We start from the raw sequence: 20,012 nt of genomic DNA on the forward strand, positions 1-20,012 counted from the left end.
ACTCGATAACGTCCGCGACTTGACCGCTCCAACGTTCTCATATTATTGTGTCTCTAATATAGTCTTTAAGTTTTGAAGTCCCACCTCAAAATCCTTATTCATATCATAAAAAACATTCATGATATTGAAAGGGTAGGGCATGGTGCCACTAATTTCCCATGTCACTTGACTTTGGTTTGGGCCGAGATCTTCTACAGCTATAAAAGATGGATTTGCAATGCCCGTTCCCTGAAAGTAAAGATTCATGTCGATTCGCTTACCCGGCTCGATATGCGTCACTACTTGTTTCCCGTCGCCTACTTTTTTGCTCTTCCACTCATACGTAAAACCTACAGTGCCATCAGTGCCCGAATACTTTTTTTCGATGTTCGGATCCTGTTTGGACCAGGCATCATAATTCCCTTGATTTTTTATTGCAGACACATAATCGAATACTTCTGCACTTGGACGATCAATAGTAATTTGACTACCTGCATGAAATTTTCTGGGTAAAATTAGCGCGATGATCAGCACGAGGACTACCAGCGCTACAACGGTTAAGAGGATATACTTTAAAATTTTCATAATGTCTAGTTGTTAGCTGTTTAAATATTGAAGATTAGCTGCAGCACCCCTAGATTGATCTCTGGCAGATCCTTTAGTGGGACGAATGACTGTATACCCGCTTTTCACATTTTTTGGCGTTACCAGTACGTCTACGGCTAATTGCATTTGCGAAAATGGCAATAGCAGAATATATGCAATTGATAACGAGGTTATTGTCTATCTTCTGCTATTTTGCCAATTTACCCCATTTTCTTGTTTCCTTCGTAATGGATCATCCAGCTGATTCCAAATTTATCTGTGAAAGAAGAGAAACGCTCTGCAAAAAATGTTTCTTCGAGATCCATCTCCATGTTTCGCGCATCTATGCTTAGCTTATCATGGAGCTGGCGTGCTTCTTCCGCAGTGTCTGTATCAAGCATAATATATGTTCCAGTACCGAACACCGCCTTTTGGCCAAAACTTTCGACACAATCCGACCCCATAAGCATAACATCCTCATTGATTTTTATTGCAGTGTGCATTATCTTATGCGCATCTTCTTCTGGAATGCTAAAGTTAGGGTCTGCTGGCATATCACCAAAACGGTGCGTGCCTAAAAGTGGTTTTTCGAATACGGTCTGGTAGAAATTAAAAGCTTCTTCGCAGTTGCCGTTGAAGTTAAGGTAAGCATGTAGTTTTGCCATGATTATTAAATTTTTATGTTTATTGTATGAAGCCTGTTATCTGATAGTAAATAAGCTACTTGTTGTTCGCTAACCAATCTCCTAGGTTGTTCTGTCCCATCTCAAAGCCTTCTCTAAAACCCATATCTACCAATTGTGATAGATCTTCCGCAGATTTTGCACGGAGGTGATTTTCAACGCGTGTCCCCATTTCGTTTTCGCTAAATTCGGTACGCCAGTGCATGGATGGCATGTCAGCATTCGGTTGTCCATGCTCGTCACAGAAGTTGTCTTTTCCTTCGAAATAAGAAAGTAGTTCTATCTCGCCATATGAGCAACGGCTCCAAGCTACCTCACCATCGGGTCCATTCATGCTGTAAAGCCATTCACCTCCCTCGCGGAAATCCATGTGCTTGGTATGGCATTTCCAAGGCTCTGGTGCCCACCATTGGTCTAAAATGGAAGCCTCTGTCCAAGCCTTCCAAACCTGCTCCAAGGGAGCTGCATATTGCCGTGAAATGTGGACAGACCTACCATCTGCCGCTATCTCGAATTGCATAGTGTTTGTTCTTTCCATGATGCTATTATTTTCAGTTTACTAATAGGTGCTTTAAGGTCTTGTCTACTTCTTGACTATAACAAAGTTAATAGGTTTGTACATAGCCGGGCTTGGCATAGGACAAGATTTCTGAACGGCTAATGGCATTGTTGATATCATGCTCGTTTCAAAATGCGCCTGTCTTAGTCGTTGGACTCCTTAGCCTTTCGTCTTCTTCTTGCTCCCTGCTTCAGCCTTTTCTTTCATTTTTTGCATATTGAAGTGTACAATCTTTTCAAGCAGCTGTTGTGGTAGCTCTTCGTTAAGCGGTAACTGAATAGCTCCTTTGGAAGTTTTGTATTTGGCTAATTCCGCCTGATAGTGGACGATAGCATCCGGGCCTGGATAAATGCCCAAATGATTTTTAAACCGTGCGAAATGGATCAAGTTACCATGATAACGGAACGTAGGCATTTGATAGCTGATTGCCTCCGTCGCTTCTGGAGCAGCCTTGCGTATGACCTCTCTGGTGGCTTGTAACAGCTGCTGCTGATCAGCCGGAAACTGTGCGATGTATTCGTCGATCGTGTTGCATGTGTTCTTCATAACCTTTATCTTTTTGATCTCATCGCCGATATCTTCTTTATGCTGTCATCAGCAAGCAGTTCCTGATAAGACGGCGAGGCGCTATCCACTAGTTTAACTTTCCCTTCATCGTTTGATAATATTCCCCAGCCGTAGGTCTTTGCTAAGGGCGAGGTGCGCAGGCATGGTTGTCCCTTAGAAAAAAAACGTTCGCGTGCTTCTGGAACTTCCGAATTATGTAGGTCATTTTTCTGCGCATAAATTAAGAACAGGACTTCGTCTGATGTGTAATGAAAGGGGGAATTGCCGATTAGATCAAACTGCAGTTGCGCAATGGTTTTATTTTCGGTTTTCTCCGGCGGCTTACTTCCCTGATCAGCTTTGCTATCTTCCGCCGTCGTTATTAAGCTATTGTAATAGTTTGTGGAATGCTTTTTCATAGAATTATTGCATGTAGGATTGGTGGTTAGCTATTATCCATCTTTTGGCTTTACACGCGTGTAAGTGTTGCTTAGAAATTTTATACTTTCTTGCATTAACGCTTCCAACGATGGTATATCGATATCTGCAAGTCGCTTTACGTATATACAAGCTTTACCTATCTTGAATTTACCAAGGTTGGCCAGCAAGTAGCGGTGTTGTTCGTTGCCGGTATACACATAGAGCGAGAATGCGCTTTTACGCGGAGAGAAAGCAACTAAGGGAGCTTCGCCGGAATGCCCACTGGCATATGTGTATGCATACCGCCCAAAACCAATAATGTTGGGGCCAAACATCTGAGCGCTTTCACCGGTAGCAGCTTCCATTAGTCTGATTAGCGCCTCACTATCTGCTTGTTTTTGGTCATCCAGTAAGGTTTGCAGGAATAGCGATACAGATTCCGTTGTGTAAGCTGTTTTGTTTGTTGCCATTTGTTATTTGTGCGTTTAGCGTCTTGTTAATATAAAGGTATTTTCACTAGCCTCCGGGTTCTCAGGACGTTGTGCCTCCGTAAACTCGCTCTACGTAGCTTTTGAAATTATCTAAAATAGCTTGCCAACCATCGCGTTGCATGTCGATGGGGTTTTCGCTTTCTGCATCGAAAGTAATTTCAACAGCCGTTCCATCACGATGTTCATCAAAGTTGATGTCCACCTGCCGTCCATCTGGCATAGCATATGCAATACGTTTAAAAGGTTCAATAGCTGTATATTGACCTTCGAAATCGAAACCAAAACTTCCATCCTTCGCTTCCATTCTGTTGCTGAATTTTCCGCCAACCCGTAAGTCGTTCTTTGCGTTTGTACACTGCCAATCTGCAGACGCTTGATTCCATTGCATGATATCTTCCGCCGAGTTGTATGCATTCCAAATCGTTGCCACATTGTTCGCTATACGCGATTTCACTGTTATCTTTTCCATATCATTATTCTACGTTTTCTTTCTGTTTTTTTAAGAGTAAGACGTTGCCCGATGGATCTTTGATCCAGTGCATGGACGGGCTTATTTCTTCGATTTCATCGCATGTGGTCACATCATTTGTCCGGAGGTAGGTGGTTGCGCGTTCCACATTATCGGTGTACAATTCAAGCCATACTTGCGGTTGTGTAGCATCCGCAACGCAATCTAACCACAATATGTTCGGACCAAAATGAAGCCTATGTGTCCGCAAGACCGTAGGATGCGTTATCGGGATTTCTTCGACATCAAACAAAAGTATGTCTCTGTAGAAAGCCACCGTCCGTTCGTAGTCAGCGGTCGAAATTTTCATTGCCATATTGAGCCCACCTTTGAAATTAATCTCCATAACGCCTCTTGTTTTATCGGTTTACTATCCAAAAATAAGGGCTGAAGTGTTTGCAAATCTTACCCTAAGACAACTTTTTCCTTCGAGGTGCTACTTTCCTACCAATTCTTTCCGTATACGGCTTAATGAGGTATCCGTGATGCCCAAGAACGTTGCGATATGCTTCAATGGCGCTTGTTGTAGTATCTGTGGCTTTTCTTCGAGTAACTGTTGGTAGCGATCAATCGCCGAAAGACTGATCATATCGAGCGCTCTTTTTTTTGTTAAAAAAAGCTGGTGTGATAGCCATGCTCGTCCCCATTCCGTAACAGCCGGAATTTTTGCGAAAAGATCTTGAAAAGCATCAAATTGAATGCGCCAAAGCGTACAATCTGTTAAGCATACTATATTTTCCTGTGTAGGAATGTGATGAAATATGGAGGCGACTTCGATAACGATCTCGTCTTCGCAGAAAAAGTTTGTACTGATATCATTTCCATCATAGTCATAAACGAAGGACCGAACGATTCCTTTTTCCAAAATATAATAGCAATCGCTTATCTGACCTTCACGCAGTAATAAATCACCTTTTTTGAACGTCATCTTTTCGTGCTTTTCTACAACTTGATCTAAATCAGTATAGGTCATGGATGGATATTGATAAATTAACCGAAGTTTATCTGGGTACATAAGCATTGGTTATAGAAATTGTTTCACTTTATTAAGATCATAAACACATCACAATTATTATTAAAATTATAAAAATATTTGGAATGTGATAGCGATATTATGATTTTATAAAAGGTCGCTCAAAAAGAATGACTTCTTTTGGCGTATTGTGTATTGCGTAGGGAGAATTGAATAAAAGTAGGCGCCATTGCGGAAGGAGGACGAGGACGAAGCAATCTTACGCTTGTAAAAATGCAGATTGCCGCGTCATACTTCCTCGCAAGGACGCATTTTTGGACTTAAACGCCATTGCGGAAGGAGGAACAGCGTGTTGTGTATTAAGTAGTGCGTAATGGGAATTGAGATGTCACGTGTGATAAAAGTGAGTGTTATCACGATGGGAGGTATGACGAGGTGCTATCTTTACAGAAAAAAGCTGCCTTTATCAAAAAGCAGCTTTTCTAAGTAAACCATAGCAGTTTTAGAAATCAAATTTCACCCGCACCCGAATGCCGTGCTTGGGTGCTTCCGGTTGATCAAGATAGTTTAACCGCCGAACATAATCCACCCGAATAAATTTAAAAATATTCGTTAGTCCTACGCTGGCCTCCACGTAGGGCTTGTTGCCAAAACCATATGTGATAGCTTCTCCATCATTGTTCTTTTGAAATTGAAAGACGTTGTTGGTGTAAGCTGGATTATTTTCGTTGCGCAATCCTCCATAAATCGCTTTCAGGCTAAACACTTCGCGCCACTTCAGCTTTTTGATTAGCGGTACTTTGTTTAATATGAAGCCATTCATATAATATTGTATGTTTGCCGAAACCGAATGGTCGCTCACAAATTCTAAGAAATTCATTAAGTTGTACGAACGCAATTGGTAGGCATATGTTTGGTTTGCCCGATGGATATTTAAGAAAGGGAATGGTATCTCGTTGCCTAAAATATAGTTTCCTTCCACATTGACATCCGCATAGCCCAATTGAGAAAAATAGAAGCGTTTGTCGGCACCCAAAGTAAAGTTGTGGTAGTTATATTCACCCTCCAACACATTCTTCAGCCCAGCAACGTAGTTGAGGTAGAAGATCGGATATTTGTTAAAAATCGGTGTGCGGTATAACTTTCCCTGGTAAAATTCCTCGTGCGGCGCATAGCGTAAGCTTAATGAAAGCTCTGTGGTATTCAAATCGTTAAACAATTTATTATCGCCGTTTTCATCCATCATCTGGTAGGTTAGAATACCGGCAGGCTGTTGCCTCCATTTGGAGAAGCCGAGCACGTACGAGAAATTGTTCTTAAATTCGCGTTTATATTCTAACCGGTAGATATCGTTGTATAGGTACCGCTCATTTTCGCCGCGTTTAAACGAGAGCAAAAAGTTATCTTCCTGTACAAACTCCAGATTTTGCCCTGGTATCTTCGTATCACGCATCACGGAGGCGCGCAAGTAGTGTTGCGGAAAGGTATACACCGATTTATTATTCAAGGCGTAGGTTGCGCTTAGGAAATACTTCCATTTTTCGTCTTTAAAGCCATACGCTGTATAGCCTTCGGCGTAAAAACGCTTACTAAGCCGGTCAGTAGTTCGGCCACCCAACCTTAGCCGAAATCCTTCCACCGGATTAAAGCTATAGAATGTATTCACCGGACCTACTTCCACTGGGCCCAATTGCTTGTAACCGGATAAAACCAACGAGCTGATGTCCAGAAAGCGCTGGAAGGATGGCATGAGTTGCAGGGTATCTATATTGTGGTAGATGTTTTCTTCGTTGCTTTCCAGTGGCACAGGTCTATGCGTCAACCAATAGTCGTCAGCAATAGGCTTTTTCTCTTGCTCAAATACTTTCACCACCGAAGCACCATCATAGATACTATCCGGCTGTGCAACGCCCGTTCTAAAATCTTCAAAGATGACGGTGCGATTCCCTTTGATGCCGGTTCCCTTATCTGTAAGGGAGAAATCTAATCCCAAAGAGCTCGTTTTTAGATAGTATCGATTGTTGGTATCGCGCTCGTAATCGAGCTTAGCATCCAAGTCGCGAACAAAGTTGAGGTTGATGTCGTTGGCTACGCTTAGCTCTGCATGTTTAACGGCATAACGGCCATCAAGTGTGATGTATAGCTTACCTTGAAAGAGTAGATCAGCCTTGTTTCGAGGGAAAAAACTTAGTTCTACCAAGTAGGGCGTTTCGGTCTTTATCGTATCGGTGATGTAAAACTTATAGAACGTAGGCGACGATCCTGCTATAGGACTTAAGAACTGATTAGTCACCAGCTCGATGTTACTATCGTAAATGTCAATATCCTGATACAGTTTATTGAAGTAAGCACTCATGCCGTTATTATCGATAAACTTCGGGTCAAATTGGGCACGCTGCTCGGCAAGAATCAGCTGTTTACTGCTGCTTGGTTTTTTACGCGTATAAAACTGTGAAAGGCGTTCTTCAATAAACGCGGGTAAGGTATAGCCCTTTGTTGCGCCGTTCTCAGCATCTTCTTGCTCGAATAAAAACTGGTAATTTTTAAATACTTTGCGGTTTTTAAACTTTTCGGATAAGTTGCTCAATCCTAGGGATATCTTTTCGTATTGTTGGTATTCAGCATATTCGTAGGCTTCTAGTCTGTTCTCATCCTTATGAGCAATAACTTGCCGGATGAGTTCCACGGCGGGGTTGTTTTTGTTGGAGTATTTCGAACGCCGCGGAGCCCTTATCTCGACAGCTTCAAGCGTATTCTCTTCTGGAACCAAGTAAATTGTGAGCTCCTGATAGCTATCGCCACTGATGCTTATGTCCTGCGATTCGTAACCAACGTAAGATATTCGCACCTTGCTAAAACCATGTTCAACCTTTAAAGCAAAACTTCCATTATCATCTGTTGATGTGGCGCTTGTAGAGCCAATTGCTGCCACCGTAGCGTAACCGATAGGTTGCTTATTCGTGACATCCATCACGCGTCCTTTGATGTGCAAATCTTGCGCAATCGATATTGTTGAAAAGATAAATAGCACCAATAGCGTTGTAGCTACCCTTTGGGCTACATGTATGAGAGTCGTAAACATAACAATACTTGTTGAAACTATCGAATTGACTTTTGAACTGCCAAGGTCAACTCTTTAGGAATTCCGACAAAAGTAATGATTGTTTAAATGATTTGAAAAGGGATTATTGCGTTCAAAAACGAATGTGACTTTCTTTTGATTATTGTGTAAATATCGGCCTACCTAAAATGGATCGGGGACTTCAAAAGTAACTATTTTACGCGTTGATGGATGCTGAAACTGGATAAGACCAGCATGCAGATGCAAACGTTTATCGCGCTTACCATATAGATCGTCTCCGACGATTGGTGTGTTTAGTCCGAGGCTGTGCGCCGCGTGAACGCGAAGTTGATGGGTGCGCCCAGTCAGCGGAAAAAAATGGACACGTGTCCTACCATTTTCGCTTCTTAATAGGGTAAATTTTGTTTGCGCTGGTTTACCGTATTCATAGCATACGACTTGGCGAGGCCGATCATCAAGATCAACGCGAAGGGGAAGATCGATTATGCCCGCAGCAATTGAAAGCTGCCCCTCGAGGAGAGCTGTGTAACGTTTCAAAACGGTGTGCTTTATAAACTGGTCTTGGATAAATTTATGCGCATCCTTGTTTTTCGCGAGTATGAGGATACCTGACGTGGACATGTCTAAGCGGTGAATAATGACGGGACCAGATATATCAGGGATCATCGCTAGTATGCGCGTATACACCGAATCTTGTATGTGTATGCCCGGTACGGAAAGAAATTCTGCAGGTTTGTTTACAACGACAATATCATCATCTTGAAAAATAATATCAAATTGTTGTCCAGCTGCTGGATTTTCTAACAGCGGATTATCGTCTACATGTAGACCGCGGAGCATATGGGCGAGGATAGGCTCACATTTGCTTTTACAGGCCGGGTAGTAATTTTTATGCTTACGCACCTCAGATGCCGGCGATATTCCCCACCAAAATTCAGCCATGCATACTGGTTTCAGCTTATGTTTAAAAGCATGTTGCAACAGTTTTGGCGCTGCACATTCACCTGCGCCGGCTGGCGGAGTGAGTTGTTTCCTTTCGGAGAATATGGAAAGTACGCTGCGCTCTTCGCCAGCAGCATTCAGGAATTGATATTGATCGAAAAGCCGGCGTTGTAGCGTAGCAGAGCGAATTTTGCGTTCGTCTTTCAGCTCGTTGATGGCATGCTGCCGCTGTTGATGATCCTGCTGTATCGTATCCACGGTACTTTTCCATTGTGCTTTCAGTACATCGTATTCATGTTGGTCGCGGTAACTTTGTTTGATAAGATCTTCTACCAATAGCTGATAAGCCTCATCCGACAGCGAGAGTCTGCTTTGCGTTCGTTTTTCTTTCCGACCCGCCTTTTCTTTCTTCATATGTTGACGGAAGGCGGCCAGTTCAGATTGTGCTTGCTGTTGTAGTTCGTCAAGTTTTCTTTGCAATTCGGCCAAAGTAACATCGCTTTCCAAGGTTTCTATCCGCCTGTTTATTGCGTTAATCTTTTCCTCTTCCATTAAAAAAAAACTGTCGTCGGTCAACATATCGAATACCGGCGGCACGAAGTGTTTATGCTGGTTGCTATTGCCAAGCTTGCCCGACACAGCCGCGAGGTAAGCCAAATTACCCTGCTCGGTTTCTACAACGAGCACCCCGAACATTTTACCGATAGCAGGGCCTTCCTTATCGTGCAAACCAAAATTGTGCTGAAAATCTTGCTGCTGTTCCAGATACGCTTGTAGTTCACTTGCTGCTAGTTCACTGAGCGGGTGTGGGTCATAGCTAAAAGGAAAAGTAAAGCGCGAAGGCTTCTCCAGATGTGAAACATCAACTTTAAAAGAATGAAGAAAAGGGGTGTTATTAACAAACATACAGGGGCATTATTGCCGCACAAAAGTAGAAATTTATTCGGATTTATGACAATAATATGGACGTGCCATTTCCTGCTAAAACAGTAAAAAGCGTACATTGTGTTGTTTAATTTGGATATTTACATATGGAAAAAAAGATCTTGAATAATACGGAATTGCATATCGCACCAATCATATTTGGTGGAAACGTTTTTGGATGGACGTTAGACGAAAAAAGCTCTTTTGAAATTTTAGATGCTTTTGTAGATCTTGGTTTTAACGCTATAGACACGGCGAACCAATATTCCTATTGGGTTCCGGGAAATACAGGCGGCGAGTCCGAAACGATATTGGGGAAATGGATGAAGGAGCGCGGCAATCGCGATCGCGTTGTAATGATGACAAAGGTTGGCGGTGCTTTCGCTGATAGTCCAAAACCTAATACGACAAGGCAGCATATTATTGAGCAAGTCGAGCTCTCCCTGAATCGCTTGCAAACGGATTATATTGATGTATATCAGACTCATTTCGATCAAGAAGAAACACCTGTTGAAGAGACGCTTCGTGCGTATGAAGAATTGATCAAAGCCGGCAAGGTGCGCTATATCGGGGCTTCCAACCTATCGCCTGATAGACTTCGTGAGTCACTGGAAACCAGTCTCAGCTTTGAGTTACCGAAGTACGTCACCTTACAGCCGGAATATAACCTCTACTCACGAGAAAAATTTGAAACGCAATATAAGGATATTGCATCGGTGTATGAGCTATCGGTGATTCCTTATTTTTCGTTAGCAAGTGGTTTTCTTACGGGCAAGTACCAAAGTGAAGACGATTTTGCAAAGTCTGCTCGGGGCAATGGTGTTAAGGAACAGTATTGGAATCCGCGCGGCGAAAAGATTGTGAAGGCTTTGCAATATGTTGCAGAACAGCACAGTACGACGCCTGCCGCCGTCGCACTTGCCTGGCTTTTACAGCAACCCACGGTAGCGGCACCTATTGCGAGTGCCACAAAAGCTTTACATCTCCAACCTTTTGTGGATGCAGTAGGGCTTACTTTTGCAAAAGAAGAATTAACGTTGTTGGACGAAGCAAGCGCTTATTAGTATGAAGAAGTTTTTTCTTACGGTGCCCAAAGGGACAGCAGCATCAAATTTCGCTTCACTGCTCCTTCGGGTCGGCTTTGGAGCGCTGATGATTCCTCAACATGGCTACGCTAAACTTGTGGAATTTGCAGAGCGCAAAGGGCAATTTATGAGTTTTATGGGATTAGGTAGTACATTTTCATTAAGCTTAGCCATCTTTGCAGAATTCTTTTGTTCTATATTTTTGATTTTTGGACTGTTTACAAGGTTGGCCACCATTCCTTTGCTTATCACGGTATTGGTTATCATGTCCGTGCATAATTGGCAATTTTTTGGTAAGCATGAGTTGGCCAGCGCTTTTTTCGTTGGCTATTTAGCTATTTTTCTGCTCGGGCCCGGTAAATTCAGTTTAGACTATTTGTTGTTTAAACGGGGTCGTTAAGAGATATGGTTATTTTTAGGGCAAAGATTTGACTTTTTGTTCAACGCTTTGTCCTACTCACCATCTATCCGCCGCATGCCGCGGCAAGGCATTACTTTTGTGGGGCAAAAGTAGCAAAAGCCTGTCGCTTATTTTTGTTGCATCCCTGTTGGGTTAGTGCTGAGGCAGATGACTACAGACGCAACAAAACTGATGCGACATTTCGTTTAATAATGTTAAGTGCAATTGCAGTAATTTTCGAAATTTCTCACTACGCAATTCTACATACTAAGTACTACATACTAAAATCTACCTTCGCAATACGCTGTACGCAATACCCTGTTCTAAAATATTGCAAAGCTTTCGATGCGACAGTTCGCATAAATGAAGGTAGGTGCAATTGCAGTAATTTTTCAAAATTCTTACTACCCACTGCGCAGTTCTACATACTAAGTACTACATGCTACAATCTATATCCGCACTACGCATTACACAATACTTAAAAAAAACTGTATGATTATTTTAAAAAGTATTTAAAAAATAAATTCGTACAGTTTTTTATTTAATAGCTCCATCGCAGGTTGTGCTATTATCGATAGAGTAGCACGCCCGAAACATTCCAAAAGCTAAAACTGCTCCCTTCAGGTTCACCCTGCGGTATATGTACTCGAATGCTGTGTTTACCAGCTTTTAAATCGCCCAAGTGGATATAGTTTGGTGTTGTAATAGTTCCTGGGCACCAGTTGGAGCGGCTTAAGTCCGAAGACGAGAGCCCATTTTGGAAGTTTCCAGATATTGGGTTGTATAATCTGTAAGATCCGCAATCCGTGCGCCAGGGGGTGAACTGGAATGCCAGCTTATCATCCAAATATATACTGTTTTCTTTCGGGACGAACTCATCGCCCTCACCCCAACCTCCGTGGCCAGTGGTGATATAACGAAGTTGTACATCTTGGGCGTCATTAGCTAGCTCGAAAGATACCTCGAGTCCCTTTTCCTGACTAAAAAAGCGAGCGTATGTTTGTCCACCCATCTCCATTACGTTTGTGCTATTGAATACGGATAATACATGTGGATATTCCATTTTCGAGCTACCGGGATGTATGGTAAGCTCTAAGCTTACACGATGACCGCCTTTATCATAGTTGCCAATATAAGTGCCGATGTAAACTTCTCTACCGCTCACCACACTTAAAAATTCAGAAACATCTTGCCGGTAAAGCACGGAATCTTGCCAAGTTTTGCCCTTTAATGTCAACCGATCATTAAAGTGCGATACGCCGAACGGTGTGAAAAATCGCATCAGTTCGTAAATGGGAGAGTAGCCAACCGTGCGCACCATTCCGGGATAGTTTTCGCCATCGCCATTACTGTACATGGGTAACGTATTCATCCCATTCTTCATGCCGTCTAAAAAGCTTTGTGCTTGGTCGTCTGCAATCAGAAAAACTGAGCCTGTACGGTCATAAGCATCTCCATTCGATTTTTCAATAAGCTGTACAAAAGCTTGGCTGCCGGCTTTGACCTCTGGAACCTTTACCTTCTTAACGATGACCGTTCCATTTGCAAAACGCATAACGCTGTCTGATTTGGCTTCTTCCGAAAAATTTATCTGCTCATCTTGAAAAATAGGAATCTGAATGAACCTGCTTTTCCATACCTCATCTTGATAGGTTAGCGCATCTACCTGTAAACTAAATTTGCGTAACGCTACATGCTGAGATACACGGTCTATTTTCTCAACATTAGTTGCGGTAATTTTAGAATTGCCATTCCGAACGTATTCTAGCACTAAACCAAGATTTTGACCGAGCTCTGTTGGTGACCCTTTGACCGGTAGATCGTTTGTGTACCATATTTCGATGCTATTGGAGTTAACGGCGGTTATCGCCTTTTTACAATGGTAGCCCAATATTTTCTTTGTATCTTTCGTAAGCGTTAGCGTATTACGACTTAAAATAGATGTATCTAAAGTTGCAAGTTCTTTATCAGCGGAAAAGGTCGTCAGCCGATAATAATGCGATGGATTGCTGCGATCTACATAAAAGGTTTCGTAAGGGTATGGCGCCAAAGACTGTGTTGCTTTTTCACTGGTAATCACAGTTTGCTCCTTCGAAGTAAATACCGTCAGAGGGTCATCATTTTGCGATATCTTGTCGTTGTAGCTACGTTGATAGCTGATTTTGTAAGCTTGTCCGAATAGCTGGATAGATATCAGCATCACTGCAATAAACAAGAGGTAGTTCTTCATGATATTCAAAATTGAGGTCTAATAAAAAGAGATCAAAATTTTTTAAAAACATGTATAAAAAAAAGGCAGTAGTGATCTCCGCTACTGCCTTTATATATTTTTTTATGATACTAGCCTTTAATGCTTGGTACTTCGACGACTTCGTTTGTATCGGCCTCGTAATCTACGTTGCTGAAATTAAAACCAAATAGGTGGAAGAATTCGTTTCGGTAGCCAGCAATATCAGATATCTCTTCCAAGTTTTCTGTTGTAGCTTGTTCCCAGAGTTTAGCGACTTCTGCCTGTACATCTTCACGCATTTCAAGATCGTCTACACGGATTCTTCCTTTATCATCTAAAGCGGGTGCTGCGCCAGTGTACAATCGTTCTGCAAACAAACGTTGAATTTGCTCAATCGTACCTTCGTGAATTCCTTTCTCTTTCATCACTTTGTACAACAAAGAGATGTAAAGAGGTACCACCGGAATAGCGGAGCTTGATTGCGTAACGAGCGCCTTATTTACCGATACATAGCTTATTCCGTTAAGGTCTGCCAATAGATCATTAAGTACAGGTACGGTCGCTTCCAAATCATCTTTCGCCTTACCAATTGTTCCGTTTCTGTAGATCGGGTATGTTAGTTCAGGCCCAATGTAAGAATACGCTACGGTTTTTAAACCGTCAGCCAATACGTTTGCTGCTTTTAATTCTTCGATCCAGAATTTCCAATCTTCGCCACCCATTACAGCGATCGTATTTTCGATGTCGTCATCACTTTCTACAGGTTGAATAGATATATCTGATATAACACCTGCATGGAAATCGACAGTTTTATTTGTGAAGGGCTGATTTATTGGTTTAAGCACCGACGAATGGGCTACGCCAGTTTTCGGATGTGTACGACGCGGCGACGCTAGGGAGTAAACGACAAGGTCAACTTGCCCAAGGTCTTGTTTGATCAACTCAATAGCTTGCTTTTTTACTTCATCGGAAAAGGCATCACCATTGATACTTTTCGCATATAGACCAGCCTGATTAGCCTCTTGTTCAAATGCTGCACTATTGTACCAGCCTGCTGTTCCCGGCTTGCCCGGAGCTGCCGGTTTTTCGAAAAAGACACCTATCGTAGATGCATCAGATCCAAACGCAGCTGTGATACGTGAGGCCAGACCAAAGCCTGTAGAGGCACCGATTACCAATACTTTTTTCGGACCGTTTTCAATTTTGCCTTTCGATTTTACGTAAGCTATCTGTTGTTTAACATGTTCCGCAGTACCTTCTGGGTGCGATGTCAAACAAATAAAGCCTCTTACACGTGGTTGTATGATCATATTATTTTTCTATCTATTGAAATTGAAGATGCAAATTAACTAAATTTAATAGAATTATGAGCAACTTATCGTGTTATTTCAGTTCTACGGTCACCGTGTATGCTCCTGAGTAGCGGTTTTCCTGCATTTGGCTTTCGCCAATGATCAATTGGTAAGTTCCGGTTTTGGTAAGACTGTCAGTCATACTGTCTCCGAAAGGGCCGTCTGTAGTTCCATCGGGAAAGACAATTTGGTTTATGCGGATGCTGCCGGAACCGTCCAAGGTTTTGATAGCGGCGGTAAAGGTGGCGGCGTGCTTCACATCGAAGGTTAGCGTATCCTTCACACCTTCGACCTTTTGGCGTTCGAAAATAATAGGCTTCTTGCTCTCTTCTGTAAGCTGCTCCTTCGCTGGTTGGTCTTTCTCACCAACATTTTCCGTTTTTGTTGTTTCGTTCTGGCATGCAGCGAGCGACAGGGCTAGCAGCAAAGCAACATAGAAATTTCGCTGTATCATAAAAATGCCTTTCGCTAAGAACGAAAGGCATGTGAATTTGTTTGAACGAACGCCCTGAATTAAAGAAGATTGATATCTTGCTCCAAAAGGAAGATCCGTTGTTCTTCGTTCCATATGCTTACCTGCACCTCGCCAATGTGGGCTTTCTTCAACATAAACATACACACTCGCGATTGTCCTATCCCCCCACCAATAGATTCTGGAAGCTTATCACCCAAAAGCATACTGTGAAAAGAAAGTTGTGCACGCTCGCTATTGTTACGCACTTCGAGCTGGTGTGCGAGGGCCGTTTTGTTTACTCGAATGCCCATGGAGGAAAGCTCAAATGCAGTATGGAGCACGGGGTTCCATACGAGTATATCACCGTTTAGACCTTTATAGCCATTTTCATTATCCGAACTCCAATCGTCGTAATCAGCCGCGCGGCCGTCATGCGGGAAGCCATTGCTAAGCACGCCCCCAATACCATAGATAAATACGGCGCCGTGCGTTTTTGTTATAGCATTTTCACGTTCTTTAGGTGTAAGGTCCGGATAAGCAAGCAGCAGTTCTTCGGCAGAAATAAAGTGGATACTTGAAGGGAGTGCGGCTTTTATATCAGGATATTTCGCTTCCACCTCGCGCTCTGTATCGTAAAGTGATTGATAAATCTGCAATACAGTTTGTTTGAGGTAGGAAAATGTACGGTCGCTTGCATCGATGTGTTTTTCCCAGTCCCATTGATCAACATATATAGAATGTATCGGGGTGTAATCCTCATCCGGACGTAACGCGCGCATATCTGTTATTATTCCTTCGTTTTTTTCGATTTCCAGTTCCTTGAGTCGCACCCGTTTCCATTTTGCTAGGGAATGGACGACGACCGCTCGCTGCTCATTTAATGACTTTATCGGAAAACTAACCGGCCGTTCGATACCATTCAAATCGTCGTTAATCCCCGTGCCGTCAAGCACGACCAGTGGAGATGAAACAGGTATCAGATTTAAAGCTTGAATAAGTTTACGTGAAAAGGATTCCTTAACAAACGTGATAGCCTGCTCGGTTTTTAATAAATTACGTCCCATAAAAAAATGTTGTTTCCCCAAACTATCGCTTGAAAAATAGATTTACGATTGATATATTTTTAATGTATAGGCGTAAAAGTAATGAAATTATTAAATAATGGGTATTTATATTTGGTTTTTTACATAAAAAAGGGAGCTAACTTTTATCTAACTCCCTTTCATGATTATTTCGAGTCTATCCTTTACACGGAAAAGCTCTCGCCACATGCGCATGTACGGCTGGCATTAGGGTTGTGAAACTCAAAACCTTTACCACCCAGACCATCAGAATAGTCGAGTTCAGTTCCGGCAAGGTAGAGGTATGATTTTATATCCAGACATATTTTTACGCCCTTATCCTCGCAAAACTGATCACCTTTCTTTTCTTCGTTATCGAAGTTCAACTTGTATGACAAGCCAGAGCATCCACCGCTTTCCACGGCTACACGCACGAAGTAGTTAGCATCATAGCTTTCTTCCTGCATAATTTGCTCTATACGGTGTTTTGCTTTATCTGTAATCGTTACCATGGTTATATCGCATTAATCGTCTATACATTGCAAATAACGTTAATCTTGCCTATACATGCAATACAAATACGTTATCCAATTGTCAAAATAATCAGTCTATCAGCCCGTCCTGAAAAAGTTTCCAAATAGGGGAGAGCGACCTTACTTGTTCTACCGTTGCCACCAATTCTTCCACTGTTTGCAAGATCTCTTCACGTTCGGTGTACTTACTTAAACTGAAGCGTAAACTGCTGAAGGAATCTTCATCGGAAACCTGCATAGACTTTAAAACATGGGAAGGATCAAGCAGTCCTGATGCGCATGCAGAACCCGAAGAAAGTGCTATCTGTGGCATGCTGGTCATCAGCTCTGCAGATTTAATATGCCGGAAGGCAATGAAGCTCGTGTTGTCCAACCGGGAAGTTGCAGGTGCATGCACGAAGCACTGCGGTATTCTGGAAGTTAATTGTTCTTCCAATAAGTCTCGATATACTTTTATATACGCATGGTTTTTGGAAATTTCCATTGCTTTGCCACACCCAATAATGTTTGGGACGTTGTAGGTGCCGCCTCGTAAACCCTGCTCTTGTTTGCCGCCGCTAATGAGTGCAGGAATTTGAATCGGCTTGCTTTTACGGCGAATAAAAAGTGCGCCGACACCCTTCGGGCCGTGAATCTTATGAGCGCTAAATGTCAGGATGTCAATAGGAATATTCGCCAGATTTAGTTCTTTTTTTCCTATGTATTGGGTAGCATCGCAAAAGTAAAGCACATCCCGTCGTTGACAGATATCAGCTATTTCTTTGATCGGGTGAATCACACCCGTTTCGTTGTTGGCCGCCATAATACTGACCAATACAGTATCGTCACGAATGCTGTCTTCGAGAAGCTGAAGGTCTAGCTGCCCCTGTTGATTTACGGGTAGATAGGTTACTTCCATACCGCGTTTTTCCAGCAAGGCACAGGTGGTCAGGACTGCCTTATGCTCGCTAAGGCAGGTTATGATGTGTTTTCCTTTTCGCTGATAAGCATCCGCTATGCCGCGCAGAACAGTGTTTACAGCTTCGGTAGCTCCTGATGTGAAGAATATCTCATTGTCTTTGCATCCTAATTTAAAGGCTACCTGATGCCTTGCCAATGCTATAGCTTCATTAGCTTCTCGGCCCATCCGATGTTGTACGCTTGATGCGTTTCCATAAGATTCTTGCAGGAAAGGAAGCATATCTTCCAAGACAGCGGGATCAATTTTAGTGGTTGCGTTGTTGTCCAAATATATCCAAGACATACCTTAAAGATAGGCTTAAATTGACAAATGTCTTCAATAAAACAGATAAAATTTTAAATTTGTTAGATGGAAAAATTTGAAAACAGTATCGAAAGATTAATTGATGTCGTTATTCTAAAACTGCCTGCCATAGCGATAGCGTTGATTATTTTGGTGGTCGGCCGTTACCTCATCGGCTTAGCACTGCGGATCATTGAACGGAGGTTTGAACGTAGAAATGTAGACCGTTCTATCCGTAGCTTTCTAAGCAGCTTGATCAAATTTTCACTCTATTGCTTGCTGCTTTTGACTGTTGCCAGTACAATGGGGATACAGACAACCTCGTTCATTGCAGCACTTTCAGCTTTTGGTTTGGCGGTAGGTTTGGCGCTGCAGGGAAGTTTGTCAAATTTTGCAGGCGGCGTCTTAATTTTGCTTTTCCGTCCATTTGAGGTGGGCGATTATATATCGAGTAATAATGGATCCGAAGGATCAGTTGATCGCATTGATATTTTATACACGACATTGATAAGTGGTGAAGGGATCAGGGTTTTTAGTCCAAATGGTACCTTAGCGAATTCCGTAATCAAAAATTTCACAAAAATTATTTCGCGGAGATTCCAGTTTATCGTTGGCATATCTTACGATGATAACATCAAAGAAGCAAAAGAGACGATAGAGAAGTTGATAAATGCTGATGAGCGTATCCTCAAAACGCCTACCCCAGAAATCTTTGTTAGCGAATTAGCGGATAGCGCAGTGAACCTCACTATTCGTGGCTGGGTAAACAAGGATCAGTTTTGGACGACGCATAATGAGATGCAGGAGCGTATCAAGTTAGCCTTAGACGAAAAAGGGATCTCCATTCCTTATCCGCAGACAGAAATGCATATCAAGTCTGATGGCACTATCTTGGCAAGTATTCCAAAGAAAAATCAATCCAATGATTGAGTAAGCACATAATAGCGGTAGGCCAGTATGGCCTGCTGCCATTTATTTAGTGTAGCCGGGTCCTTCTGGCTTAACTTTGGTAAGGCAACTTGGTTGATCTTGTTTAATAATCTAAAAATTGATTTTTTCATTGATCTAAAATTTCTTTTCAACGTTTTAATTTATTCGATTGGGTTGGATATGCTATCCTAGACTTGTCGCATGTTTGATTCAACACTCCGAATCCAAGTCAATTTCTTTACTAACAAAAAGGTAATCGTGATGGTTTTATCTTTGTCCGATGTTGTCATTCTCGGTGTATCGGAATCTCAACATGACAATTCGTAAGTCAATAAATCGGGGAGAGTATATTTCGTCGTGATTTTTTTTGCTAAAATAATTAGTTTTCATTTTCTTTTTCCCTTATATTTGGTCTAGTAACCATTTATAATTGAATTGTATGAGCTCAACGAAACGATCCGATCGTCGTATAGATGATCCGTTATGGAAGTCCGTTATCGAGGATACCTTCGCACATTTCCTGACCTTTATGTTTCCAGCCGCTGCGCAAATTTTTGACTTGGAACGCGGCTTTGAGTATTTGGATAAGGAGTTTGAAAGCCTTTTTCCACCAGAACCTAATAATCGGGGTATACGCTATGTTGACAAGTTGGTTAAAGTCTATTTGCTAGACGGCAGCGAGAAATATGTACTTTGCCATATTGAGGTGCAATCCAGTAAGGGCAAAGGAGATCTTCCTGCACGCATGTTTCAGTATTTCTATCGGATTACCGATAAATACAAGGTTCCGGTCACAGCAATCGCCATCTTGGCGGATAATCATCATGCTTACCGTCCGAGTGTGTATGTGCAGGAATTTATGGGTACTCGTTTGCACTACACATTTAATAGTTACAAAATTTTGGATCAGGACGGGACTGCACTTCGTGCTAATAAGAATCCCTTTGCCGTAGTAGTTCTTACTGCATTGCAAGCTATTTTGCAGCGAGATGTGAGCGATGAGCAGCTGATGACGATCAAGCATGATCTCTA

General features: G+C 42.3%; 21 protein-coding genes. 4 read left to right on the forward strand and 17 right to left on the reverse strand.

The window, feature by feature from the left end; translation table 11 throughout:
* Positions 1 to 42: 42 nt before the first annotated feature.
* From DI53_RS14430 to DI53_RS14480, 11 genes are all read right to left on the reverse strand, one after another.
* Positions 43 to 564: an SRPBCC family protein gene (locus DI53_RS14430; protein ID WP_037501027.1), complete on the reverse strand. Its 522-nt coding sequence runs from the start codon at positions 562 to 564 to the stop codon at positions 43 to 45.
* Between the two features lie 221 nt (positions 565 to 785).
* Complete coding sequence (locus DI53_RS14435; RefSeq protein WP_037501029.1) at positions 786 to 1,229, reverse strand: VOC family protein; 444 nt, start codon at positions 1,227 to 1,229, stop codon at positions 786 to 788.
* A gap of 55 nt (positions 1,230 to 1,284) precedes the next feature.
* Positions 1,285 to 1,785 (reverse strand): SRPBCC family protein, encoded by a 501-nt coding sequence (locus DI53_RS14440; protein ID WP_037501031.1) that lies wholly within the window; start codon positions 1,783 to 1,785, stop codon positions 1,285 to 1,287.
* Positions 1,786 to 1,965: 180 nt separating this feature from the next.
* Positions 1,966 to 2,352 carry an iron chaperone gene (locus DI53_RS14445; RefSeq protein WP_037501033.1) on the reverse strand — a complete coding sequence of 129 codons (387 nt, stop codon included), beginning with the start codon at positions 2,350 to 2,352 and terminating at the stop codon, positions 1,966 to 1,968.
* Positions 2,353 to 2,357: 5 nt separating this feature from the next.
* Complete coding sequence (locus DI53_RS14450) at positions 2,358 to 2,771, reverse strand: DUF6157 family protein (RefSeq protein ID WP_037501035.1); 414 nt, start codon at positions 2,769 to 2,771, stop codon at positions 2,358 to 2,360.
* 33 nt (positions 2,772 to 2,804) lie between these two features.
* Positions 2,805 to 3,242, reverse strand: coding sequence for a DUF1801 domain-containing protein (locus DI53_RS14455; protein WP_037501037.1), 438 nt, complete (start codon positions 3,240 to 3,242; stop codon positions 2,805 to 2,807).
* Positions 3,243 to 3,303: 61 nt separating this feature from the next.
* Positions 3,304 to 3,732, reverse strand: a complete 429-nt coding sequence (locus DI53_RS14460) for an SRPBCC family protein (protein ID WP_037501040.1) — start codon at positions 3,730 to 3,732, stop codon at positions 3,304 to 3,306.
* 4 nt (positions 3,733 to 3,736) lie between these two features.
* Positions 3,737 to 4,117 (reverse strand): VOC family protein, encoded by a 381-nt coding sequence (locus DI53_RS14465; protein ID WP_037501042.1) that lies wholly within the window; start codon positions 4,115 to 4,117, stop codon positions 3,737 to 3,739.
* A gap of 90 nt (positions 4,118 to 4,207) precedes the next feature.
* Entirely contained in the window at positions 4,208 to 4,786 is a 579-nt protein-coding gene (locus DI53_RS14470; protein WP_037501159.1) for a Crp/Fnr family transcriptional regulator, read from the reverse strand.
* 460 nt (positions 4,787 to 5,246) lie between these two features.
* Positions 5,247 to 7,826 (reverse strand): DUF5686 and carboxypeptidase-like regulatory domain-containing protein, encoded by a 2,580-nt coding sequence (locus DI53_RS14475; protein WP_052072424.1) that lies wholly within the window; start codon positions 7,824 to 7,826, stop codon positions 5,247 to 5,249.
* Between the two features lie 162 nt (positions 7,827 to 7,988).
* Complete coding sequence (locus DI53_RS14480; protein ID WP_037501045.1) at positions 7,989 to 9,674, reverse strand: RluA family pseudouridine synthase; 1,686 nt, start codon at positions 9,672 to 9,674, stop codon at positions 7,989 to 7,991.
* 125 nt (positions 9,675 to 9,799) lie between these two features.
* Between DI53_RS14480 and DI53_RS14485 the strand changes: the two genes are divergently transcribed.
* Together DI53_RS14485 and DI53_RS14490 are read left to right on the forward strand one after the other, a co-directional pair.
* On the forward strand, positions 9,800 to 10,756 hold the full coding sequence (locus tag DI53_RS14485; RefSeq protein WP_037501047.1) for an aldo/keto reductase: 957 nt from the start codon (positions 9,800 to 9,802) through the stop codon (positions 10,754 to 10,756).
* 1 nt (position 10,757) lies between these two features.
* Entirely contained in the window at positions 10,758 to 11,177 is a 420-nt protein-coding gene (locus DI53_RS14490; protein WP_037501050.1) for a DoxX family protein, read from the forward strand.
* A gap of 568 nt (positions 11,178 to 11,745) precedes the next feature.
* Here DI53_RS14490 and DI53_RS14495 read toward each other — a convergent pair.
* The 6 genes from DI53_RS14495 to DI53_RS14520 all read right to left on the reverse strand — a co-directional run bounded on the left by DI53_RS14495 (position 11,746) and on the right by DI53_RS14520 (position 18,050).
* A complete protein-coding gene (locus DI53_RS14495) occupies positions 11,746 to 13,407 on the reverse strand; it encodes a PNGase F N-terminal domain-containing protein (RefSeq protein WP_037501056.1) in 1,662 nt (553 codons plus the stop codon).
* A gap of 110 nt (positions 13,408 to 13,517) precedes the next feature.
* A complete protein-coding gene (gene fabV, locus DI53_RS14500; protein WP_037501059.1) occupies positions 13,518 to 14,717 on the reverse strand; it encodes an enoyl-ACP reductase FabV in 1,200 nt (399 codons plus the stop codon).
* 73 nt (positions 14,718 to 14,790) lie between these two features.
* Complete coding sequence (locus tag DI53_RS19690; protein ID WP_131555295.1) at positions 14,791 to 15,327, reverse strand: hypothetical protein; 537 nt, start codon at positions 15,325 to 15,327, stop codon at positions 14,791 to 14,793.
* Positions 15,273 to 16,277, reverse strand: coding sequence for an aspartate--ammonia ligase (gene asnA / locus DI53_RS14510; RefSeq protein ID WP_037501062.1), 1,005 nt, complete (start codon positions 16,275 to 16,277; stop codon positions 15,273 to 15,275). The genes DI53_RS19690 and asnA overlap by 55 nt, the downstream gene beginning before the upstream one ends.
* Before the next feature lie 182 nt (positions 16,278 to 16,459).
* On the reverse strand, positions 16,460 to 16,786 hold the full coding sequence (locus DI53_RS14515) for a HesB/IscA family protein (protein ID WP_037501066.1): 327 nt from the start codon (positions 16,784 to 16,786) through the stop codon (positions 16,460 to 16,462).
* A gap of 91 nt (positions 16,787 to 16,877) precedes the next feature.
* Positions 16,878 to 18,050, reverse strand: a complete 1,173-nt coding sequence (locus DI53_RS14520) for a cysteine desulfurase family protein (protein ID WP_037501072.1) — start codon at positions 18,048 to 18,050, stop codon at positions 16,878 to 16,880.
* 66 nt (positions 18,051 to 18,116) lie between these two features.
* Here DI53_RS14520 and DI53_RS14525 point away from each other — a divergent pair, with 66 nt between their 5' ends.
* Together DI53_RS14525 and DI53_RS14530 are read left to right on the forward strand one after the other, a co-directional pair.
* Positions 18,117 to 18,980: a mechanosensitive ion channel family protein gene (locus tag DI53_RS14525; protein WP_037501075.1), complete on the forward strand. Its 864-nt coding sequence runs from the start codon at positions 18,117 to 18,119 to the stop codon at positions 18,978 to 18,980.
* A 439-nt stretch (positions 18,981 to 19,419) separates the two neighbouring features.
* A partial coding sequence (locus tag DI53_RS14530; protein WP_037501078.1) for a hypothetical protein occupies positions 19,420 to 20,012 on the forward strand: 593 nt, incomplete at its 3' end.

Origin of the sequence: Sphingobacterium deserti, from assembly GCF_000757725.1 — a bacterium.
Lineage (GTDB): Bacteria > Bacteroidota > Bacteroidia > Sphingobacteriales > Sphingobacteriaceae > Sphingobacterium > Sphingobacterium deserti.

Bases quoted from the DNA above. Each gene is read 5' to 3' on its own strand.
- DI53_RS14445 (WP_037501033.1), bottom strand. From the start codon at position 2,352: ATGAAGAACACATGCAACACGATCGACGAATACATCGCACAGTTTCCG.
- DI53_RS14460 (WP_037501040.1), bottom strand. From the start codon at position 3,732: ATGGAAAAGATAACAGTGAAATCGCGTATAGCGAACAATGTGGCAACG.
- DI53_RS14470 (WP_037501159.1), bottom strand. From the start codon at position 4,786: ATGTACCCAGATAAACTTCGGTTAATTTATCAATATCCATCCATGACC.
- DI53_RS14430 (WP_037501027.1), bottom strand. From the start codon at position 564: ATGAAAATTTTAAAGTATATCCTCTTAACCGTTGTAGCGCTGGTAGTC.
- DI53_RS14495 (WP_037501056.1), bottom strand. From the start codon at position 13,407: ATGAAGAACTACCTCTTGTTTATTGCAGTGATGCTGATATCTATCCAG.
- DI53_RS14435 (WP_037501029.1), bottom strand. From the start codon at position 1,229: ATGGCAAAACTACATGCTTACCTTAACTTCAACGGCAACTGCGAAGAA.
- asnA (WP_037501062.1), bottom strand. From the start codon at position 16,277: ATGGGACGTAATTTATTAAAAACCGAGCAGGCTATCACGTTTGTTAAG.
- DI53_RS14475 (WP_052072424.1), bottom strand. From the start codon at position 7,826: ATGTTTACGACTCTCATACATGTAGCCCAAAGGGTAGCTACAACGCTA.
- DI53_RS14480 (WP_037501045.1), bottom strand. From the start codon at position 9,674: ATGTTTGTTAATAACACCCCTTTTCTTCATTCTTTTAAAGTTGATGTT.
- DI53_RS14455 (WP_037501037.1), bottom strand. From the start codon at position 3,242: ATGGCAACAAACAAAACAGCTTACACAACGGAATCTGTATCGCTATTC.
- DI53_RS14525 (WP_037501075.1), top strand. From the start codon at position 18,117: ATGGAAAAATTTGAAAACAGTATCGAAAGATTAATTGATGTCGTTATT.
- DI53_RS14515 (WP_037501066.1), bottom strand. From the start codon at position 16,786: ATGGTAACGATTACAGATAAAGCAAAACACCGTATAGAGCAAATTATG.
- DI53_RS19690 (WP_131555295.1), bottom strand. From the start codon at position 15,327: ATGGAACGAAGAACAACGGATCTTCCTTTTGGAGCAAGATATCAATCT.
- DI53_RS14520 (WP_037501072.1), bottom strand. From the start codon at position 18,050: ATGTCTTGGATATATTTGGACAACAACGCAACCACTAAAATTGATCCC.
- DI53_RS14450 (WP_037501035.1), bottom strand. From the start codon at position 2,771: ATGAAAAAGCATTCCACAAACTATTACAATAGCTTAATAACGACGGCG.
- DI53_RS14440 (WP_037501031.1), bottom strand. From the start codon at position 1,785: ATGGAAAGAACAAACACTATGCAATTCGAGATAGCGGCAGATGGTAGG.
- fabV (WP_037501059.1), bottom strand. From the start codon at position 14,717: ATGATCATACAACCACGTGTAAGAGGCTTTATTTGTTTGACATCGCAC.
- DI53_RS14465 (WP_037501042.1), bottom strand. From the start codon at position 4,117: ATGGAGATTAATTTCAAAGGTGGGCTCAATATGGCAATGAAAATTTCG.
- DI53_RS14490 (WP_037501050.1), top strand. From the start codon at position 10,758: ATGAAGAAGTTTTTTCTTACGGTGCCCAAAGGGACAGCAGCATCAAAT.
- DI53_RS14485 (WP_037501047.1), top strand. From the start codon at position 9,800: ATGGAAAAAAAGATCTTGAATAATACGGAATTGCATATCGCACCAATC.